The organism is Acinetobacter sp. Z1 (assembly GCF_024296945.1).
Classification (GTDB): domain Bacteria; phylum Pseudomonadota; class Gammaproteobacteria; order Pseudomonadales; family Moraxellaceae; genus Acinetobacter; species Acinetobacter beijerinckii.
In genome coordinates, this window is sequence record NZ_CP101115.1 from 1,711,652 (window position 1) to 1,733,642 (window position 21,991).

Consider the following 21,991-nt stretch of genomic DNA (forward strand, 5'->3'; position numbering starts at 1 on the left):
AGTCAAATTAGAATCGATATCCAACGCCTACGTAGCTAATGAGTGGATCGATGTCAATTTTGGTTTGCGCTTTAATTAATTGAGCGCCGGTATTTCGATTTACTACTGTGATTGTCGCAGTATTATCAAGTTTTGCATAAGATAATGAAGCTGTAGCAAACCAATTTTTCTTAAAGTCATACGTGAAACCAGCAGTTACCATAGGTGCAAAAGCATCATTTGCATCAACTTTTACTTTCATATCACCACTTGATATTTTACCTTCTAATGATGCACCAGCTTTGTCATCATAAATATTTTGAATCATATGACCAGCAGCAATTAGGTCTTTTTCAATTCCTGCATTAATTTTAATATCACTAAAATATGCATACATAAATCCAGCACCTAAGAACGGTCTAAACTTATTTACTCCTGGCTTACCGAAATAATATTGTGCTTGGAAACCTGGAGTCCAAGCTCTTGCACTGGCTGAAGTGTTGTAATTATCTAGATCAGTAATAAGTAAATTATTTTTAAGATACAAATCACCAACTAGACCACCTAAAGGTTTTGAAGAAGCAGAAAAAGGAGCGTAAATTTTACCTTTTCCTTTAATATCAACTTTAGGTGGGAATCCTCCGATCATTTGCAGTGAAACATTTTCATTAACATTATATGTGAGCATCAACCCAGCAGTGTCAACGTCTTCGACTTCAAGTCCAGCATTTGAAGCCCACGAGCTAAGGCCATTAATTTCTGCAATACCTGTTGCTTGTTCTAAAAAATCATCAGGTGCTTCAGGGTCTTCCCCTAATGCTAGAAGGTCATCAAGTAAGTATCGATCGCTATTAGGATCGTCTGGATTTGATTTGGTATTTAATAAACTAATTAAATTGGGGTCCATGTCATTGATTCGAGATTGATCAATATTATTGACAACAGTAGCTCCTGAAATCATTCCTACTTTTGATTTTGTTCCTTCATTCACTGATGTATTAATATTGAAAGGTTTCATCTTGCCCAAAGATGTCATGTGCAACCAACCCACTGATACAGAATAACGCTTAAAGTCTTCTGCATGAGATAAACAAAACATTCCAGTTGTTGAGATTGCAACTATAAATTGCCTTATAAATATTTTATTTTTCACTTTTAATTCCTTTTGCATTAGCCGAGTCATCAATGATCTCGCATTATTAAAAGTAAATAATAGCGATCAAAATACCAACACTTTTAAGACGAATGGTAAAAAGACAACTGTACAATATTGTGAAGCAACTCACCTATTATTAGCTTAATATGAGCCAATGAGTGCTTTTATATTTTACTAAATGATTAATAAAAAGTTTTTATCATTGTTTTGTTATTGATACTTATGATAAAAATTTAATGTATTTTAATAAAATTAATTTTGAAATTTTTTGAAACATTTTTATCTATTTCTTTAGTTTTTATTCTTTTTAATTTAAAAAAATAATTATTAAATTTAATGCTTATTTGAAATTTAAAAGATAGAATTTTTATTTAAATAATTTTTATTTATAATTTGAAATTTTTTACTGCAAAAATATTATAATAATTACGTGAAAATGACTTAAATGTTTTCAAGAAATTAAAGCAGTCGTAGATAAGAAGGGTAGTAGTGCTAAAATATTTTCCATACTATTTGTTTTATACATTTAGTAGTCCTAAATTTTAACCCGGCTTTTATATAAATGACTGATATAGAAATAGAAACACATCCTTTACAACCATTTTTACCAGCGACTGCTAAATTGCTGATGTTAGGAAGTTTTCCACCACCACAACACAGATGGAAGATGGATTTCTACTACCCAAATTATCAAAACGATATGTGGCGAATCTTTGGTCTAATTTTTTTTAAAGATAAAGATCATTTTTTACATTTTCCTACTAAAAACTTTAAAGAACAACAAATACGCGAGTTTTTAATTCAAATAGGAGTAGGAATTTTTGATACTGCTTATCAAATAAAACGCTTACAAGGTAATGCTTCAGATAAATTTTTAGAAATTGTCACGCCCACAGATTTATCAAAACTACTTGTGCAAATGCCATTGTGCAATACCATCATGACAACAGGTGATAAAGCGACAGATACGCTGATGCAGCATTTTCCCGAACAAGTAACTAAACCGATGATCGGGCAATCGGTACAAGTCAATTATATGGATCGAGAATTAAATTTGTATCGCTTACCTTCATCATCACGTGCTTATCCTCTCGCTTTAGAAAAGAAGGCTGAAGTATATAAGCAATTTTTTGAAAAAATTGGCTTGGTTTAGTTAAGTATAGGGAATATTAATGAAAGATGTTGAAAGTCCAATTGACTTAAGAAACTATGCTGATGCGTTTGAATGGCAAGAAACAGCGAATGTTAAGCGTCCGTGGAGAAAAGATTTTTTTGCTTATTACGCAAATCTGATTGCACAGCGTAAACTTGATAAATGTCATGTCTTGGAACTTGGTTCAGGTCCAGGTTTTCTTGCTAAATATTTACTCTCTCAATTGCCTTATATTGAATATACTGCCTTTGACTTTTCTGAAGCGATGCATCAACTTGCCCAAGAAAAATTAGATGTTTCTGAACAATCACGAGCAAAATACTTTATTGGAGATTTTAAACAATCTAATTGGCAAGATGTTCTAAATCAAAAATATGATTTTATAATTATCCATCAAGCACTTCATGAGCTCAGACATAAAAGACATGCTGAAAATTTCCATAAAATAGTGAAAACACTTTTAAATCCGAAAGCGACCTATTTAGTTTGTGATCACTTATGTGCACCGAACGCCATGCAAAATGATCAACTTTATATGAATAAACAAGAGCATATAGATGCACTCGAACAAGCATCATTTCAAGAGATCAAAATACCTTTAGAAATTGAGGGGCTATGTCTGTTTGAAATAAAATAAAGTTAATTTAAATGTGCCATCATTTTCGGATATTTAACCCATCTAAATGTATTGATCTTAACATTTCTTACTTGAGTAAATTCAGACCAAATTAACTGGCTACCTTTTGTCCATTGAAGAGGTTTAGTTCTATGAGCGACGGCTAGCTTTTCTTGTTTTGTAGCAGGGCGTAAATCGCCAATTTCTACATATAGACGAACTCCAAAATACTGATCAAAACGCCCCTTAATGAAGGAGCTTAACCAAAACCACTTGTTGGTATTAATGGCTTGAATGCAAGCTTTTGAATTTTGAAAAAGGTTCTCACTTAGCTTATCTGTATAAGTATCAAAGAAATAAGCTGTTTGGTCATCATTCAAAAAAATTGTACCAATGGGAGTGATCGTAGGTTGACCTAATGAATCTACAGTTGCAATAGATGCATGTAAGGACGACTTTTGTGCATAAGAAAATACATGTTGAATGTTTTTCCAATCTTTTTCTAAAATCATTATATTGTCCATATTATTTTTTATTAATATAAATTAAGCATATAAAATTTATAAAAGAATAGTCTTTACTTATATTTAGTATGTCAATTTAGTCAATGAGAGTATGTTCATAGATATTTACATCATCCATTCCACTGGGAAATAAGATACGAAATTCATGGTGAATCTTTGGAATTTTGTACTTTCAGGATCATGATGATGTTCAATGATATCACCATTTTTCAGATGTTCATACCAGATAATGTTTCCATTTTCGTCAAGTTTGAGTTGATAAGCAACTTGTAGTAAATGCTGATCAAGCATTGCTGTAATTTGATCTTGTAAATGATCTGATTCAACCACTAAACCGACTTCAGTATTTAAATGAGCTGAACGTGGATCAAAATTAAAAGAGCCGATAAATACTTTTCCATCCACATCAAAAAATTTAGCGTGTAGGCTAGAGCGATTTTTACCTTTGACTGGAATAACACTACCAGTTGCAACTTCATACCATGTTCGTTTTTTTCGTTCTATATTGGGTTTAAATTCATAAAGTTGTATACCACTTTTTAAGAGCGGTTTTCGATATAAGCTGTAAAATGAATGAACCACTGCAACATCATTTGCGACTAAACTATTTGTCAAAACTCGTACTTTGATTCCATCTTGTGATAATTGGCTAAGATATTTAGTGCCAAGTTCTGTAGGTACAAAATATGCTGAGACTAATTCCATATGTTGTTTAGGTTCTCCCATAATATTTGACACTTGGGAAAATAAAAGTTGTTGACCTTTAGCTTGTCCCAATGCTTTGTCAGGATGGTCTGCGACAAAATATGCCTTAGCCCATTGGACTGGATAATTTTGTAGGCGCAATTTTAAATAATCTTGTGCTTCTTCTAATTTTTCTTCCGTAGGAGTGTTAATTTTATCTAAATTTTTATAGGTTATTCTTAAGTGTTCAAGTGATTGAGTTGCCGTTGTATTACCAAATAGTTGTTCAGTAGAATAACTAAGTTGATTATTCCAAAACTCATTAAAAACTTGTTCTGATCGATTTACTGCTTTTCCATAGAACAAAATGTCCATATCGCTAAATTGAAATTGATCACTTGCTTCAAAGTATTCACTACTAATATTTCGACCACCAGTTACAGCAATAGAGGCATCTGCAATCGTCAATTTATTATGCATACGATGATTAATTTGTTTTAATCTAAAGATATAATCAATAAAACGTAAGTGTCTAAATTTATAGGGATTAAAAATGCGAATTTCAAAATTTGGATGCTGAGCGAGTGCTTTTAATGTTTTGTCTAGCTTTACTCCATTTTGATCATCAATCAGTAAACGAATTTTTACGCCACGATCCGCTGCTTTTAACAGCTCATGCAGCATCAGATTGCCAATTGCATCGTCATTCCAAATATAATATTGCAAATCAAGTTGATGCTTAGCATTTCGAATTAAGTGAATGCGTGACGCTATACTTAAAAAAGCATCATCTAAAGCTAAGAATGCAGTTAATCCTTTTTCAATATTAAGATCGGCTTGAGGATCATTCATCCACTTAGTTTTAGTTTGCACAGAAATACTCCGATCATGATTTTGATTGGGTGGCAATGAACAACCACTTAAAGTAACTAATGTAACAAGCGATATACTTCTAAAGTGGTACAAATTCTTTATCATTTTTATCGTGAAATGTTGCTTACTTATGTAAAGATAGCATTATATCTACTTGATGATGTTGAATATCAGCATAAAATCAGTTAACTGTTACAGAAACATAAAACACTACATGATTTATAAAGGATGAAGGTATGAAATCACGTGCAGCTGTTGCTTTTGCCGCTGGTCAACCATTACAAATTGTAGAGCTAGATGTTGAACCGCCAAAAGCAGGTGAAGTGCTTATCAAAATTACCCATACAGGTGTATGTCATACAGATGCTTTCACCTTATCTGGTGATGATCCTGAAGGTGTTTTTCCAGCGGTATTAGGTCATGAAGGTGCGGGTGTAGTCGTTCAAGTTGGTGAAGGCGTGACGAGTGTTGCAGTGGGTGATCACGTCATCCCGCTATACACAGCAGAGTGTAAAGAATGTTTATTCTGCAAATCAGGTAAAACCAATCTCTGTGTTGCCGTTCGTGCAACCCAAGGTAAAGGTGTGATGCCTGATGGAACAACACGTTTCTCTTATAATGGTCAACCGATTTATCACTATATGGGATGTTCAACTTTCAGTGAATATACGGTTGTGGCAGAAGTGTCGTTGGCAAAAATCAATCCTGAGGCAAATCATGAACAAGTCTGTTTGCTTGGTTGTGGTGTGACGACAGGGATTGGAGCAGTACACAATACTGCTAAAGTTCAAGAAGGTGATAGTGTTGCTATCTTTGGTTTAGGTGGAATTGGTCTAGCTGTTGTGCAAGGCGCACGCCAAGCCAAAGCAGGACGTATTATTGTAGTCGATACTAATCCAGATAAATTTGAACTTGCAAAACAGTTTGGTGCAACTGATTTCTTAAACCCTAAAGATTATGATCAACCCATCCAACAAGTGATTGTTGAAATGACAGGTTGGGGTGTAGACCATTCTTTTGAATGTATTGGAAATACCAATGTCATGCGCTCAGCATTAGAATGTGCTCATCGTGGTTGGGGGCAATCCGTCATTATTGGTGTGGCTGGTGCGGGACAGGAAATCTCGACTCGTCCATTCCAATTAGTAACAGGTCGTAAGTGGATGGGCACGGCTTTTGGTGGGGTTAAAGGGCGTACTCAATTACCTAAAATGGTTGAAGATGCGATGAAAGGCGAAATTCAACTTAAACCATTCGTTACGCATACAATGCCACTTGAAGAGATCAACGAAGCTTTTGATTTAATGCATGAAGGTAAATCAATTCGTACGGTTATTCATTTTTAATGACTAATTTTTGGATTTGATGATGTGTATCGCATCATCAAATCTTTGAGTATAAGTTGATGTCAAAATTACGTTTAAAATTACATGTCCGAATCTTAGCCGAAGATAAAATTGCTTTTGGTCCGGGTAAAGCTGAATTACTGGAAGCAATTCAACGTACAGGCTCAATTTCTCAAGCCGCAAAATCTATGAATATGAGTTATCGTAGAGCTTGGCAACTTTTAGATACTATGAATCAGTGTTTTCATTCTCATCTTGTTGAAACGCAAACCGGTGGGACGCATGGTGGCGGTGCATTAGTGACAGAACTAGGGCAAGTGGTATTAAAAAAATATAGAGCAATGGAGCAGCAAGCTACTCAAACTTTAGCATCAGAGTTTGAGGAGTTATCCAACTATCTAAAAATAAAACAATAAATTATAAGAATAATTGATTAAATATGAATTTGAGCAACTTTTGATAAACAAAAATGCTATTTGCTAAATCATGGAGCATTTGCATTAAAACAAAGCCTTTTAAGCACCAAGATGAAAATTAGAAAAAATAGTATATCTATAAAATAATATAAACATCTGATTTATATGTTTAAAATAAATTGGCATGGATTCTGCATTTTAAAATTCAAACTTGTATACAAGATGGGATTCATAAAATGCATGAGATAAAAACTTTAGGTTGGACAATTTCAGAGTGGCAAAAAGCTTATTCGAAAAATGAGATCCAACTTAATACTTTAAAAGATTTAGTTGCATCAATTGATCCTCAAGACAATGCATGGATTTCAATTGCGACGGTAGAACAGATTGAACAGCAAATTCAATTTCTCAATGAATTAACTAAAGAAGCTGAGAGTTTAGCAAAACAATTTCCACTCTACGGCGTTCCGTTTGCAGTGAAAGATAATATTGATGTTGCCGGGTTTGTAACTACCGCAGCTTGTAAGGCATTAAATACAATTGCAGTACAAGATGCTGAAACAGTGCGTTTGTTGAAGCAAGCAGGTGCAATCGTAGTTGGTAAAACTAATCTTGATCAGTTTGCAACGGGTTTAGTGGGAACGCGCTCTCCATATGGTGCTGTTGCAAATACATTTAATTCTAAATATGTCAGTGGCGGTTCAAGTTCAGGTTCAGCAAGTGTGGTTGCTCGTGGATTTGTTCCATTTGCTTTAGGTACAGACACCGCAGGTTCAGGGCGTGTACCAGCAGCTTTTAACAATATTGTTGGGCTAAAACCAACCAAAGGGCGGTTTTCAAATCGAGCGTTATTGCCAGCATGTAAAAGTCTAGATTGTATTTCGATATTTGCCTTAACCGTTGTAGACGCAGACTTGGTTGCAAATGTTTTAGAAGCATATGATCCATTGGACAGCTATTCACGTAAGCATCCAAAGAATGTGCCAGCGCGTTTCTCTAGCAAATTAAAATTTGCCATCCCAGAAAAGCTAAATTTCTTTGGTGATGAGCAATCAGAAAAAGTATTCCAGCAAACAATCCAATTACTTGAGTCATTAAATGCTGAGATCACTAAAATTGATTTTTCAGATTTTGAGCAACTTGCAGCGCAACTATATCAAGGTTCATGGGTGGCAGAACGTACCGCAGCCGTTGAAGATTTACTCAACAGCAATACTGATGACTTTGATCCAACGGTATTAGAAATTATTAAAAACGGCGAAAAATATTCAGCGGTAGATGCCTACAATGCAGAATATTTAAAACAAGATTTAGCTCGTAAAATCCAACAAAGATTGGCTGATTTTGATGCCTTAATTGTTCCAACCGTACCCACAATTTATACCATTGAGCAGCTTCAACAAAATCCGATTGAATATAACGCTCATTTGGGAACATATACCAATTTTACCAATTTAGGCGATCTCAGTGCGCTTGCTTTGCCAGCAGGGTTTAGAGCTGACCATTTACCATTTGGAATCACTCTAATTGCGCCAGCATGGCATGATGCGGCATTGGTTCATTTTGGTAAAGCTTGGCAAAACTATCTTGCACTGAAATTAGGGGCATTGGATAAAGCTCTGCCATTAAGTTCTGCTACACCTATTTCGCAACATCATATTCGCGTTGCAGTCGTCGGTGCTCATTTGACAGGTATGCCGCTGAATTTTCAGCTCACCACACGCGATGCCGTGCATATAGAAACCACAAAAACCTCTCAAAATTATGCGCTTTATGCATTGAACGGAACTGTTCCACCAAAACCGGGATTAGCACGTCAGCAAGATGGACAAAGCATTATTGTTGAACTTTGGGATGTCCCAACTGCTCGATTTGGTGAATTTGTGGCTGAAATTCCGACACCTTTAGGTATGGGTAATGTCGAACTAGAAGATGGGCGCTGGGTGAAAGGTTTTATCTGTGAGCCTTATGGCATAGATGATGCAGAGAATATTAGTCATTTTGGTGGATGGAGAGCCTATATCCAGCATCGTAACAGCCAAGCAGCAAACACAGCAAATTAATTGGGGGGAATCATCATGTTTAAAACTGTACTTATTGCAAACCGTGGTGAAATTGCTGTTCGAGCGATTCGGACACTTAAAAAATTAGGTGTAACCAGTGTTGCTGTGTATTCGGATAGTGATCGTTATGCGCAACATGTTGAAGATGCTGATATTGCGATTGGATTAGATGGTTTAAAACCAGCCGATACTTATTTGAGTATCGAAAAATTGATTCAGGCAGCTAAACAAACTGGCGCTGAGGCAATCTTTCCAGGGTATGGCTTTCTCTCTGAAAGTGCCGATTTTGCTCGTGCTTGCGAAGAAAATAATATTGCTTTCATGGGACCAACGGCAGAGCAAATTCTAGAATTTGGTTTAAAACATCGTGCTCGTGAATTGGCTGCTGATGCTAATGTGCCGATGACTCCTGGAACAGGATTGTTGGATAGTTTAGAAGAGGCACTGATTGCCGCAGATCGTATTGGCTATCCAATTATGCTGAAAAGCACCGCTGGTGGTGGTGGTATTGGTTTGACTCGTTGTGATACGCCTCAAGCGTTGACCGATGCATATGAAAGTGTAAAACGTTTGGGCGAACAGTTCTTCAAGGATGCAGGCGTATTTATTGAGTGTTTTATTGATAAAGCGCGTCATGTTGAAGTACAAATTTTTGGTGATGGAAAAGGGCAAGTTGTTGCATTTGGTGAGCGTGATTGTTCTTTGCAACGTCGTAACCAAAAAGTGGTAGAGGAAACTCCAGCGGCAAATTTACCTGAAGCGACACGTAAAAAACTACATCAAGCAGCGGTAGAACTGGGTAAATCCGTTAACTATCGTAGTGCAGGAACAGTGGAGTTTATTTACGATGCCAATCGAGATGAGTTTTATTTTCTAGAAGTGAATACACGCTTACAGGTTGAGCATCCAGTCACTGAGATGGTTACAGGCTTAGACTTAATTGAATGTATGCTCAAAGTGGCTGCTGGTGATGAACTTGATTGGATATATCTCAACAATATTCAGCCTAAAGGCGCAGCGATTGAGGTTCGTGTTTATGCCGAAGACCCTGTGAAAAATTTCCAACCAAGTCCCGGTGTGTTGACTGAAGTCACTTTTCCAGAGGGAACACGTGTTGATACTTGGGTCAAAACGGGCACAGAGATTTCCCAATACTTTGATCCGATGATTGCCAAGATTATTGTACATGCTGATGATCGTGCTAGTGCTATTGAAAAATTAAAGCATGTATTGGCTGAAACACGCTTAAATGGCATTAGTACAAACTTGGATTACGCACGTGCCATTGTTTCTGATCAGCGCTTTGAGTCTATGCAAATTTGGACAAGAATGTTGGATGATTTCAATTACACGCCAAATGTAATTGAAGTAGTTCAAGCAGGAACGTTGAGTTCAATTCAAGATTATCCGGGTCGTACAGGCTATTGGGATATTGGTGTACCACCATCGGGTCCAATGGATGATTATGCATTTCAGCTTGCCAATCGTATTGTTGGGAATGATGCTAAAGCCGCAGGTTTTGAGTTTACTTTAGTCGGACCAACATTAAAGTTTCATACAGATACGATTATTGCTTTGGCGGGCGCAAGCTGTACTGCTTTGTTAGATGATCAGGAAATTGATTTTTGGAAACCTGTTGAAGTTAAAGCAGGACAAATTCTAAAAATCGGTCAAGTTGAATCAGGTTGCCGAACATATTTAGCGGTACGAAATGGTTTGGATGTTCCTGTTTATTTAGGCAGTCGTTCTACTTTTGCGCTTGGTAATTTTGGTGGTCATGCAGGTCGTACCTTACGTGTCGGCGACATGATTAAAATGGTTGATCCAGCATTTGCTAATGCAGAATTGCCACTTGCACATGACGAACCTCAAGCATTGTCGGCTGAATTGATTCCTGAATATAGTAATGAATGGGAAATTGCGGTGTTATATGGTCCACATGGCGCACCAGATTTCTTTAAACCTGAATATGTAGAAGAGTTTTTTGCATCAGAGTGGACAGTTCACTTTAACTCAAATCGTTTAGGTGTGCGTTTATCAGGACCAACGCCAAGCTGGGCACGAGAAAATGGTGGTGAAGCAGGTTTACATCCATCCAATGTACATGACTGTGAATATGCGATCGGTGCAATTAACTTCACAGGCGATTTCCCTGTGATTTTGGCAAAAGATGGTCCAAGTTTAGGCGGTTTCGTTTGTCCTGTGACGATTGCCAAAGCAGAACTTTGGAAAGTTGGACAGCTCAAAGCCGATGATAAAATTCGCTTTTATCCTATTAGTGTTGAACAAGCCAATGAACTTGAACGTCAGCAAATTGAAAATATCCAAAACTTTGCGGAAGCAAGCAAAGTTGTAGAAACAATTGAGCCAGTTCAAGAGGTTGTCAGTACGATTTTAGCACAACGTGAACCAACTGAATTGTCACCAAAAACATTGTATCGTCAAGCAGGTGATAGTTATATTCTCTTAGAGTATGGCGAAAATGTTCTAGATTTGGCTTTACGGTTACGTGTGCATCAACTGATTCAAATGATTCGTGATGCAAAAATTGCAGGCGTGTTGGAGCTGTCACCGGGTGTTCGTTCACTACAGATTAAATATGATGGCTTAGTAATTCCACAATCACAATTGATTGCTCAATTACTTCAACTTGAAGAAGAAATGGGTGATCTAAGCCAATTAAAAATCCCATCTCGAATCGTACATTTACCGATGGCATTTGAAGACAGTGCGACTTTAGGCGCAGTTGAACGCTATCAAGAAAGTGTTTGCTCTAAAGCACCGTGGTTGCCAAACAACGTTGATTTTATCCAACGTATTAATGGTTTGGCAGATCGGAATGAAGTCAAAGATATTATTTTTGATGCGAACTATTTAATCCTTGGCTTAGGTGATGTGTATTTAACAGCACCTTGTGCCGTCCCAATTGACCCACGTCATCGTTTACTAAGTTCTAAATATAATCCAGCTCGTACCTTTACCGCAGAGGGAACTGTTGGGATTGGTGGTATGTACATGTGTATCTACGGCATGGATTCACCAGGTGGTTATCAATTGATTGGGCGTACTTTGCCAATTTGGAATAAGTTTAAGAAAAACAAACAATTTGGTGATAAGCAATGGTTCTTACAATTCTTTGATCAAATCAAATATTTTGAAGTGACAGAAGAGGAATTGAATGAATGGCGTGCCGACTTTGAAAATGGTCATGCACAGATCAAAATTGAAGAAACAGAGTTCGATTATGCGGATTATGTACAATTCTTAGATGATGAAGCTGAAAGTATTGCCGAGTTTAAAGCTAAGCAACAACAAGCATTCACGACCGAAGTGGATCGCTGGAAAGAGGAGTTTGCTGCTCTGCCTGAAGAACAAGTTCAAGAAAATAACCATGCTGATTACAGTCATTTAGCATCATTAAATGCATCGATGACAGGTAATATCTGGAAAATTTTTGTTGAACATGGTCAAGAGGTTAAAAAAGGCGAAACTGTTGCTATTATTGAAGCAATGAAAATGGAACTTCCTGTTTATGCAGAAGAAGATGGCATTGTAAAAGCTATTATTTGTAGAGCAGGGCAAACCGTACATAGTGGTGAACCACTGGTTTATATGGAATAAGGCAAGGTTGCATGAAAGAAACCAAAATAAAAACAACAAAAAGCTCAGACAATTTGTCTGAGCTGGTTTACCAACGCATCAAGAACGATATCTTTGATTTCAAACTGATGCCAGGTGAACGTTTCACTGAATCTGAAGTTGCAAAAGCTTATGATGTAAGTCGCACCCCAATCCGACAAGCACTATATCGTTTGCAACAAGAGGGTTATGTTGATGTGAGTTTTCGTAGCGGTTGGCAAATCCGACCGCTCAATTTTCGTTATTATGAAGAACTTTATGATGTGAGGATCGTATTAGAAAAAGATTCGATTCGTAAACTTTGTCAGATGGATCATCAAAACTCGGTTGAATTATCCGTTTTAAAAGATTTATGGTTGATTGAACCACAACAATATCTAAAAGACATTAAACAACTGTCACAACAAGATGAAGATTTCCATTGCGCATTGGTTCGTGCCTCTGGGAATAATGAAATGGCGAGAATTCATCGTGATTTGAGTGAGCGAATCCGTATTATCCGTCGCTTAGACTTCTCTAAAGATTATCGCGTTGAAGCGACTTATCAGGAGCATCAGAAAATACTGGGTTATATTTTTAATCGTAAAGTAGATGAAGCCATTCAAGCGATTGAAGCACATATCATGCAAAGTCGTGATGAAGTGAAAAAAATTACTTTACAGATGTTGGATTCGAGTCAGTTTTATTAGAATGAAGTTATGGTGGAACCTTTGGGATTTTCATGGATAACTGGAAATATGCGTTGATAGCATCTGTTGTTACAATAGTGGGTATGGCTCTAATAGCTTTACTTTCAAAATTTAAATTATGGAAGGTTTCTGTAAGTATTTTTTTGATCTCAGGTGTGTTTTTTTATATTCTTGTTTTAGTCGGGCGTCGTTCTGATAATAGAGGGTTTGATGATGGTCCTTGGGGAGCGCATGGCTTGTTGAGGGAAATTATAAACCTAGAAATTATTCTAGTAAGTTTAGGTGTAGGGGCATTTGTAACATTACTATTCTTATTTTCAATAATCTTTTCCAATAATAAGAAATAATTATTTCAGTGAGTCATGGATAATAGTTTGGATGATTTAGTCATATCGTGATAAGTGAAACATAAACTTCACAAAACTCTATTTTCTATGCCTAATCCTGCATAAAACTAACATCTTTTCTGAGTTTTCTATTTAATAATAAAATCATATTTCAAATCATCAGATGACACATGATGAATGATCAAATACTTATTTCACTTTTTCTAAAACTCGTTGCTAAAGAAGGCTTTTTTGCTACGGCGATAAATGGCATCACTTTGATGCGTGTAGATCACACCACACCACCATTAGCCGTATTGCAAGAACCGACCTTAGTTTTTGTTTTACAAGGCAGTAAACGTGGTTATATCGGAACTGAAACCTATTCATTTCAGCAAGGCGAATGCTTAATCGTTTCGGTGTCTATGCCATTTGATTGTGATACCGTTGCCAGTGCCGAATTGCCTATGATTGCAGTCAGCATGAAACTAGAGGCAGATACGGTAAATGAGTTATTAGCAAAAACATATTTTGAAAATGAGCAATTTAAACCACTCACTACGGGCATGAGTGTAATTCAATATGATCAAACCATTTCGAATGTTTTAATACGACTATTAAAAACTTTAGGTTCAGAACAAGATAGCTTGATTTTAGGTGAACAAATTAAACGAGAGTTAATGTATCGAGTGATTCAACATTCGGGTGCAGACGCTTTAAAAGGATTAGTGGTTCAAGGAAATTTACGACCAATTTATAAGATTTGTGAATATATTCAACATCATTTTACAGAGAAATTAACAGTGGAAATGCTTGCTGAGCAAGCCAATATGAGTATTTCTGCGTTTCATAAAGCATTCAAACAAGTCACATTACATTCACCTTTGCAGTATCTCAAAGTTACGCGGTTGCACAAGGCAAAACAAATGTTGCAAAACGAAAACCAAAGCGTTGCTCAAGCAGCTTATGCTGTTGGTTATCAAAGCTCATCTCAATTTAGTCGAGAGTTTAAAAAGCAGTTCGGTTTTTCTCCTAATCAAACTGAAGTAAATATAGATAAGGAATGAGTAAATCATGAATCAAAATAGTAGAGAACAAATGAAATATATCGAAATTACTCAAGCTGGCGGTCCTGAAGTTCTAAAAGTTGTACAAGGTAAGAAACCTGAGATTAAAGAAGATCAAGTACTAATTGAAGTCTATGCCACAGGTATCAATCGCCCTGATATTTTGCAAAGACAAGGATTGTATCCGATGCCGAAAGGTGTAACGCAAATTCCAGGATTGGAAGTTGCTGGCATCATTTCACAAATCGGTTCAAAAGTAGAAAAATTTAAAGTCGGTGATAAGGTCTGCGCGCTGACCAACGGCGGAGGATATGCAGAATATTGTGCTGTCCCAGCAAATCAAACCTTATCAATTCCAAAAAATCTGAGCTTTATTGAAGCTGCAGCTATTCCAGAAACTTATTTCACAGTATGGGCAAATCTATTTCAGATCGGACAGTTGAAAAAGAACGAAACTGTTCTGATTCACGGAGGAGCGAGTGGAATTGGCTCTACAGCGTTGAGTTTATGTCATGCCATGGGTATTCAGACTTTTTCCACAGTGGGAAGCGACGAAAAAGCAGAAAAATTAAGCTCAATTTCGACGGTTATTAATTATAAAAAGCAAGATTTTGAACAAGAAATCTTATCACGCACAGATCAGCAAGGTGTTGATGTGATCTTGGATATCATCGGTGCTGCTTACTTTAATCAAAATCTAAGATTGCTAAAAAGAGATGGGCGACTGGTAATTATCGGATTTATGGGAGGTAGAAAAGTCGATGGTTTTGATATTCAAGAACTCATGCTCAAACGCGCTGTGGTGACTGGCTCAACGATGCGTGCTCGAACCAATGATGAAAAAGCAAAAATTACTCAAGAATTGGAGCAGTTTGTTTGGCCACTAATCGAAACAGGTCAATGTAAACCGATTATTTATAAGACTTTTGCTTTTGAAGAGGTTGCAGCAGCACACCAATGTCTGGAAAGCAGTGAACATATTGGAAAAGTAGTACTCGAAATTAAATCGTAATTTTGCCTAATCGTATTCATTCTATGCCTATTTATACATCAAGCTTGAGAATGATCACTTGGAAAAGCAATATGTAAATCAAACATATCCTACGAGGAATTTGAACATGACAACAAATACAGATGATCGTAACCCAACTCCAGATTTAGCCGAAGATAACGCATTTTTTCCATCACCTTATTCTCTAAGTCAGTATACGGCTCCTAAAACTGACTATGATGGAACTACATACCCAAATCCATATCAAGGCGATAAAAAGATCCTCATGATTGCAACGGATGAACGCTATATCCTGATGCAAAATGAGAAATTCTTTTCTACAGGAAATCATCCAGTAGAGATGTTGTTACCAATTTTCCATTTGGACAATGCTGGTTTTGCCTTTGATGTTGCAACACTTTCAGGTAATCCAGTTAAACTTGAAATGTGGGCGATGCCAAAAGAAGAGCAGGTGGTTTTGGATACCTATCACAAGTACGAAAAACAACTTAAATCACCACTAAAATTGGCAGATATTTTAGATCAAGCTTTAAGCGCGGCCTCACCTTATGCAGGTATTTTTATCCCTGGTGGACATGGGGTTTTGGCTAAAATTCCTGAGAGTAAAGAAGTTAAGGCTTTATTAAAATGGGCAGTGGATAATGACAAATATGTTATTACTTTATGTCATGGTCCAGCTTCTTTATTAGCAGCCGCAGTTGATGAAAGCCCAAATGATTATATTTTTAAAGGCTATCAAGTCTGTGTTTTCCCAGATTCATTAGATAAAGGTGCCAATATTGATATTGGATATATGCCAGGAAAATTGCCGTGGCTCGTCGGCGAAAATCTTGAAAAGCTTGGTGTAGAAATCCTAAATAAGGGAATAACAGGGCAAGTTCATCAAGATCGAAAACTGTTAACGGGTGATAGTCCATTAGCCTCTAATAATTTGGGGAAACTTGCTGCTGAAACTTTATTAGCTGATCCAAGCCTTAACGCATAAGCTATTTTATAAGTTCAAAGCCCAATTCAATATTGGGCTTTTTCTTGAGCAAAATTTAAAATTTGTAAGCTAGCTGACATGTTTTAAGTTTTGATTATGTTAAGAAAGTAGTAGTGGAAATGAGATGTTTAAGGATCATCAATGAAAATATGTATTTATGGTGCAGGCAGTATTGGATGCTATCTTGGTGGTAGATTGGTTGCTGCTGACTATGACATAGATTTTATTGTTCGTCCTAAAGTTAAGCAAGAACTTCAAACCTATGGTTTAACTGTTTCAGATTACATAGGATTCAAGCAAACTATTTCTGTAAATCAATTACAAATGAGCATTGATTCCAATGTAGTAGCTCATGCTGATATTGTCTTTGTTTGCGTAAAATCAACATCTACTGAACAAGTAGCCCTTGAATTAAAAGATATTTTAAAGAAAAAGACCATTATTATTAGTTTTCAAAATGGCTTAAGTAATGTGGGAATTCTAAAACGAATTTTAATAGATCACACTATTCTTGAAGGTATGGTACCTTTTAATGTCGCAGCTTTGGGGAATGGTCGTTTCCACCAAGGAACAGATGGTGCTTTGTATGTAAAAAGCCATGAGCAATTAGCTGAACTCGTACTTGCATTTCAAAAAGCAAAGTTAGAAATTCAGTTAGAACAAGATATGCAAGCTGTACAATGGGCAAAATTATTATTGAACTTAAATAATTCAATCAATGCGCTATCCCAACTTCCACTGAAACAAGAATTATCTATTCGAGAATATCGTCAGTGTTTGGCACTTGCTCAATTAGAAACATTAAATCTATTAAAAATAGCCAAAATCAAACCAGCAAAAGTGACTCCAATTCCAGCACAATTTATTCCTAAAATTTTAAAACTCCCCAATCCTATATTTAAGATTATCAGTAAGAAAATGCTCGCCATTGATCCACTTGCACGTTCTTCCATGGCTGATGATTTAATGGCTGGAAGAAAAACTGAAATCGATTGGATCAATGGTGAGGTTGTTAATTTAGCTAGACAATTGAATCTAAAAGCACCAATTAACCAAAAATTAATTGAGCTAGTAAAACAGGCAGAATCAGAGCCGAATGCATGGTCTGGATCAACACTTAAAGCACAGTTAACGCAATTGTGATTTGATTTTGCATAAAAAAAGCGTATAGCATCTCTATACGCCTTTTTGAAAAAAAATTTGAGATTAGACTGTTTTTACGGCATCTTGAGGAGCAAATTTCTTAATTAATACGCCGAATATAGTCGCGAAGATATACATGAAAATGGAGTATACCGCGGCAGGCATCGCGATGGTGGTACTTGCCATAATCGTGAGTGCAATTGTCATGGCTAAGGTACTGTTATGAATCCCGATCTCAAATGCACATGCACGTGCTTGATATGAACTAATGCCTAGCATTCGTGGCACGAAATATCCAACCATTAAACTAATGGCACAGAACAAGGCGGTCGCTAAACCAATCTGCCCCAAATAATCTACCAAGTTACTACGCTCTTTAATAATTGCGCCTAGAATGATAATCAGCAGAAAAACCACGGCAAAGATTCGTACAGGACGATTCAGTTTTTCAGCAACATGCGGCGCATAATGACGAATGATCATTCCGATGCATACAGGCACTAAAATAATCAAAAAAACTTGTAAAACTTTGGTAAATTGCAGACCAACTTGCTGTCCTTCATTCATAAAATGTAAAATTGAAAAGTTCACAATAAAGGGAAGAAAGACCGCTGCGACAATTGCGTTGATTGCAGTTAAAGTAATATTGAGTGCGATATCACCTTTATATAAATAGCTGAATAAATTGGCTGTCGTACCACCAGGCGATGCAGCCAATAGCATTAAACCGACTGCTAAAAGTGGTGGCAAAGCAAGTATTTTACAAATTAAAAACGCGATGCCCACTAATAAAATGAGCTGGCAGAATAAAGCAATTAAAACAGCTTTAGGGTGTTTACTGACTCTCGCAAAGTCTTTAAGTGTTAGTTCTAAACCCATACCCGCCATAACGATGGCTAAGGCAATAGGTAAAAATATTGTGATCAATCCTGAATCCATAAACCGTTTCCCTTGAAATCAATATTATTTTTTAGATTGCTATTTCTGTAATGACACAAGCGTTGAGCTAATAAGTAAATAGCTCATATTTGTTTGATAATCCTACAACATTTTTTAGCATAAATACTTTAGATTTCTCGTTAAATTCAAGTTGTCAGTTATCCGACAATTGAGCTATGTTTTTCTAAGTAAATTTAAGATCAAATGTTCAACTTTACAAGATAGCTACATTTTTATAGACACATCTTGCTCAAAATTTGTGAATGTTCAATCTATTTCAATGAAATATAAACATTTAAGAAAGTACAGAAATCGTCAGGTAGAACTCAATTTTATTCTTTTAAATATTATTTAAATATCAATGGAATAATTTTATTTTGAAATTATTTTTTTATTCAATTGCTGTTTCCACATTTATTAGATCTATCATTTAATATTCATGTTTTGAAAAAAGAAGCATTGACATAAAAACAGTTGTTCACTGAAATAAAGGTCAATGACATTTTATGACACAAAGAATGATAATTTTCGCCAATTCGAGGTTCGTAACTTTTATTTAGTTAAGCTAGATGAGAGTTAGTGGAATTGCTACCCACGAGTTTAGTTGGGTCAAAATAAAAATTTATATTAAAAGTATATGGAACGAAATATGGATACCTTGGTTCAGGTAGAAACGGATAGTCATTACCAAAAACGTAAAAAAATAACGTGGGTCGTTTTTAGTTTGCTCATGCTATGTCTAATATTAGGACTAATCTACTATTTTCTTGTATTTCGTTTTTATCAGTCAACTGACAATGCCTATGTTCAAGCAGATGTAACTTGGGTCATACCAAAAACCTCTGGTGAAGTTATTGATCTCATTGTGAGTGACAATAAAATTGTCAAACAAGGTGAGGTGTTAGCTGTTTTAGATCATCGTGATTACCAAGCAAGATATGATCAAGCACGTTCAGTTGTGAGATTAAAACAAGCAGCATTAGGTGTACAGCAACAAAATGAAAAGTCAGCAAATGCTACGATTGAAGAAGCCAATAGTGGGGTTATTGCGGCTCAAGCAGAATTATCTCGTCTGAAAAAAGACTTTATGCGTTATCAAGATTTACTGCAAGATGGAGTAATCACGCGTCAAAATTTTGACAATATCCAATCACAATACTTATCTGCTCAAGCACAATTAACAAAGGCCCAAGCAGCGGTTAACTCTGCAAAAGCTCAACTTGGAAGTTTACAGGCCAGTAGAGCGCAACTTTTAGCTGATATTCAAAATGCTGATGCAACTTTAAACCTTTACCAAATTGATTTAGCGGCATCAAAAATAGTAAGTCCTGTTTCAGGTAAAGTCGGCAGTCTTGCGATACAAAAGGGATCACGTGTATCACCTCAAACACGTTTAATGGCCATTATTCCTGAAAACAGTATCTATGTTCAGGCAAATTTCAAAGAGACACAGATAGAGAAAATGCATATTGGTCAGATGGTTAAGTTGAAAGTTGATGCTTATCCAAGTTTGACCTATATGGGCAAAATCGAGAGTTTTTCTCCAGCATCGGGTGCGACGTTTTCACTTATGCCACCTGACAACGCCACAGGAAATTTTAATAAAGTTGTGCAACGTATACCTGTGCGTATTTCAATTGATTCCACGCCACACATTGAGCTTATAAAACCTGGAATGTCAGTCAGCGCAACCGTTGATCTAAGAACTTAATAATAAAGTCATTAAGGTATAAAAATGAATAAGCACTTTAATGGTGAGTGGAACTTTGCGCCCAAAACTGCCTGGATCATCTTTCTCGCGATGATTTTTGGTAACTTCATGGCAATTCTCGATATACAAATCGTCGCAAGTTCTTTAAATGAAGTTCAAGCAGGAATGAGTGCCAGTCGTTATGAAGTGACTTGGGTACAAACGGTATACCTCATTGCTGAAATTATAGCAATTCCAATGTCGAGTATCGTTTCTAGAATTTTGTCTACTCGAATTTATTACACGATTTGTGCAATCGGTTTCACCATAAGTTCTTTACTTTGTGCACTTGCTTGGAATTTAGAAAGTTTATTAGTGTTCAGGGCAATTCAGGGATTTATGGGCGGAGGTATGATTCCAACGTCAATGACTGCTTTATTCATACTTTTTCCTGAAGTTAAACGATCATTACCTTTGGTTGTTTTTGGCATGGTAAGTACCTTAGGTCCTGCAATTGGCCCGACGATTGGTGGATGGCTAACCAATAATTTTTCATGGCATTGGATGTTTTTAATCAATATTGTTCCAGGGATTATTATTGCAACGATCATTTTTTCTGGACCAAGTATTGATAAGCCAAATCATGCTTTGATTAAAACGATGGATTGGATTGCTTTAATCGGTATGGCAATGTTTTTAGGTGGATTAGAATATTTTCTAGATGAAGGCGCTCGTCATGATTGGTTTGTCGATACAGGTGTACGATTTGCTTTTATTATATGCGTTATAGGAGCTTTTATTTTCTTCTCACGCAGTTTTACCCAAGCGCATCCTTTACTCGATTTAAGTGTTTTCAAGAATAAAAATTTTACTTTAAGTTCAATTATTACCTTCGTTATAGGCATGGCATTATACGGATTAGGTTACATGATTCCTGTATTCCTAGGACAAGTGCGTGAAATGAACAGTAGTCAAATCGGTCATATTATGATGGTTACAGGAATTGTAATGTTCTTATTTGCGCCATTGTTGGCTTGGTTGATTCCGAATTTTGATACTCGAAAAACAGTATTTGTAGGCATGCTTTTAGCTGGTTTTGGTGTCTGGTTAAATTCTCATTTAAGCATTCAAAGTGATTATGATTTTATGTTTTGGCCACAGGTTTATCGTGGTATAGGTTTGATGATTTGTTTGATCGTCGTATCACATTTAGCGATGAGTACATTACCACTTTCAAAAGTTGCAGATGCGAGTGGAATTTATAATCTGATGCGCAATATTGGTGGTGCGGTAGGATTAGCACTGATTAATTCATCATTAGATTGGCTTACCGCAATACACGTTACTCAACTTAATCAATATATGACACCTCAGAATTGGATTTTTATCGAAAGGTTAGATCAGCTTACAGCACAGTATCAACATGTTGGCGCTGATGCTCAAAGAATAGCACTCAGTGTTATCTACCGAGATATTCATTATCAAGCTCTTACATCGAGTTTTAATGATTTATTACGATTGCTTTCAGTCATTATGATTATTACTGCATTTCTCACAATATTTATGGATAGGGCTAAGAAAATGAATATATAGCTGAATTACGCTAGAGGGTTAAATCATGAATAATGATTTAAAAATAAAAAGGAACATGTTTAAAATTTGATTCCTTAAAACAAAAACCATATGAATTT

18 protein-coding genes are annotated in these 21,991 nt (G+C 36.2%); 14 read left to right on the top strand and 4 right to left on the bottom strand.

The features are described 5' to 3' along the window. Positions 1-7: 7 nt before the first annotated feature. Positions 8-1,078, bottom strand: a complete 1,071-nt coding sequence (locus NGC85_RS08015; RefSeq protein WP_254805568.1) for an OmpW family protein — start codon at positions 1,076-1,078, stop codon at positions 8-10. A 619-nt stretch (positions 1,079-1,697) separates the two neighbouring features. Here NGC85_RS08015 and NGC85_RS08020 point away from each other — a divergent pair. Both NGC85_RS08020 and NGC85_RS08025 read left to right on the top strand, forming a co-directional pair. Further along, positions 1,698-2,288, top strand: coding sequence for a uracil-DNA glycosylase family protein (locus NGC85_RS08020; RefSeq protein WP_254805473.1), 591 nt, complete (start codon positions 1,698-1,700; stop codon positions 2,286-2,288). Between the two features lie 19 nt (positions 2,289-2,307). Further along, complete coding sequence (locus NGC85_RS08025) at positions 2,308-2,925, top strand: bifunctional 2-polyprenyl-6-hydroxyphenol methylase/3-demethylubiquinol 3-O-methyltransferase UbiG (RefSeq protein ID WP_254805474.1); 618 nt, start codon at positions 2,308-2,310, stop codon at positions 2,923-2,925. Between the two features lie 2 nt (positions 2,926-2,927). Here NGC85_RS08025 and NGC85_RS08030 read toward each other — a convergent pair whose 3' ends face one another. Both NGC85_RS08030 and NGC85_RS08035 read right to left on the bottom strand, forming a co-directional pair. After that, positions 2,928-3,416, bottom strand: coding sequence for a pyridoxamine 5'-phosphate oxidase family protein (locus NGC85_RS08030; protein WP_254805475.1), 489 nt, complete (start codon positions 3,414-3,416; stop codon positions 2,928-2,930). 117 nt (positions 3,417-3,533) lie between these two features. Then, positions 3,534-5,090, bottom strand: a complete 1,557-nt coding sequence (locus NGC85_RS08035; protein WP_254805476.1) for a phospholipase D family protein — start codon at positions 5,088-5,090, stop codon at positions 3,534-3,536. A gap of 131 nt (positions 5,091-5,221) precedes the next feature. Here NGC85_RS08035 and NGC85_RS08040 point away from each other — a divergent pair, with 131 nt between their 5' ends. The 10 genes from NGC85_RS08040 (at position 5,222) to NGC85_RS08085 (ending at position 17,671) form a co-directional block, all read left to right on the top strand. Next, positions 5,222-6,331 carry an S-(hydroxymethyl)glutathione dehydrogenase/class III alcohol dehydrogenase gene (locus NGC85_RS08040; protein ID WP_254805477.1) on the top strand — a complete coding sequence of 370 codons (1,110 nt, stop codon included), beginning with the start codon at positions 5,222-5,224 and terminating at the stop codon, positions 6,329-6,331. Positions 6,332-6,390: 59 nt separating this feature from the next. Further along, on the top strand, positions 6,391-6,747 hold the full coding sequence (locus NGC85_RS08045; protein WP_254805478.1) for a winged helix-turn-helix domain-containing protein: 357 nt from the start codon (positions 6,391-6,393) through the stop codon (positions 6,745-6,747). A gap of 236 nt (positions 6,748-6,983) precedes the next feature. Beyond that, positions 6,984-8,810 (top strand): allophanate hydrolase, encoded by a 1,827-nt coding sequence (gene atzF, locus NGC85_RS08050; protein WP_254805479.1) that lies wholly within the window; start codon positions 6,984-6,986, stop codon positions 8,808-8,810. A 15-nt stretch (positions 8,811-8,825) separates the two neighbouring features. Then, on the top strand, positions 8,826-12,431 hold the full coding sequence (gene uca, locus NGC85_RS08055; RefSeq protein ID WP_254805480.1) for an urea carboxylase: 3,606 nt from the start codon (positions 8,826-8,828) through the stop codon (positions 12,429-12,431). An 11-nt stretch (positions 12,432-12,442) separates the two neighbouring features. Beyond that, entirely contained in the window at positions 12,443-13,138 is a 696-nt protein-coding gene (locus tag NGC85_RS08060) for a GntR family transcriptional regulator (protein ID WP_046738140.1), read from the top strand. A gap of 32 nt (positions 13,139-13,170) precedes the next feature. Then, positions 13,171-13,485 carry a hypothetical protein gene (locus NGC85_RS08065; protein WP_254805481.1) on the top strand — a complete coding sequence of 105 codons (315 nt, stop codon included), beginning with the start codon at positions 13,171-13,173 and terminating at the stop codon, positions 13,483-13,485. 170 nt (positions 13,486-13,655) lie between these two features. Beyond that, entirely contained in the window at positions 13,656-14,531 is an 876-nt protein-coding gene (locus NGC85_RS08070; protein ID WP_254805482.1) for an AraC family transcriptional regulator, read from the top strand. 7 nt (positions 14,532-14,538) lie between these two features. Further along, complete coding sequence (locus tag NGC85_RS08075; protein ID WP_254805483.1) at positions 14,539-15,543, top strand: NAD(P)H-quinone oxidoreductase; 1,005 nt, start codon at positions 14,539-14,541, stop codon at positions 15,541-15,543. Between the two features lie 100 nt (positions 15,544-15,643). After that, positions 15,644-16,528, top strand: coding sequence for a glyoxalase III HchA (gene hchA, locus NGC85_RS08080; protein ID WP_254805484.1), 885 nt, complete (start codon positions 15,644-15,646; stop codon positions 16,526-16,528). A 141-nt stretch (positions 16,529-16,669) separates the two neighbouring features. Next, positions 16,670-17,671, top strand: coding sequence for a 2-dehydropantoate 2-reductase (locus tag NGC85_RS08085; protein ID WP_254805485.1), 1,002 nt, complete (start codon positions 16,670-16,672; stop codon positions 17,669-17,671). Between the two features lie 63 nt (positions 17,672-17,734). Here NGC85_RS08085 and NGC85_RS08090 read toward each other — a convergent pair whose 3' ends face one another. Beyond that, positions 17,735-18,610 (bottom strand): bile acid:sodium symporter family protein, encoded by an 876-nt coding sequence (locus NGC85_RS08090; protein ID WP_254805486.1) that lies wholly within the window; start codon positions 18,608-18,610, stop codon positions 17,735-17,737. Positions 18,611-19,259: 649 nt separating this feature from the next. On the opposite strand from NGC85_RS08090, the gene NGC85_RS08095 reads away from it, so the two are divergent. After that, on the top strand, positions 19,260-20,321 hold the full coding sequence (locus NGC85_RS08095) for an HlyD family secretion protein (RefSeq protein ID WP_254805487.1): 1,062 nt from the start codon (positions 19,260-19,262) through the stop codon (positions 20,319-20,321). Between the two features lie 24 nt (positions 20,322-20,345). Beyond that, positions 20,346-21,893, top strand: coding sequence for a DHA2 family efflux MFS transporter permease subunit (locus tag NGC85_RS08100; RefSeq protein ID WP_254805488.1), 1,548 nt, complete (start codon positions 20,346-20,348; stop codon positions 21,891-21,893). The last annotated feature ends 98 nt before the right edge of the window (positions 21,894-21,991 follow it).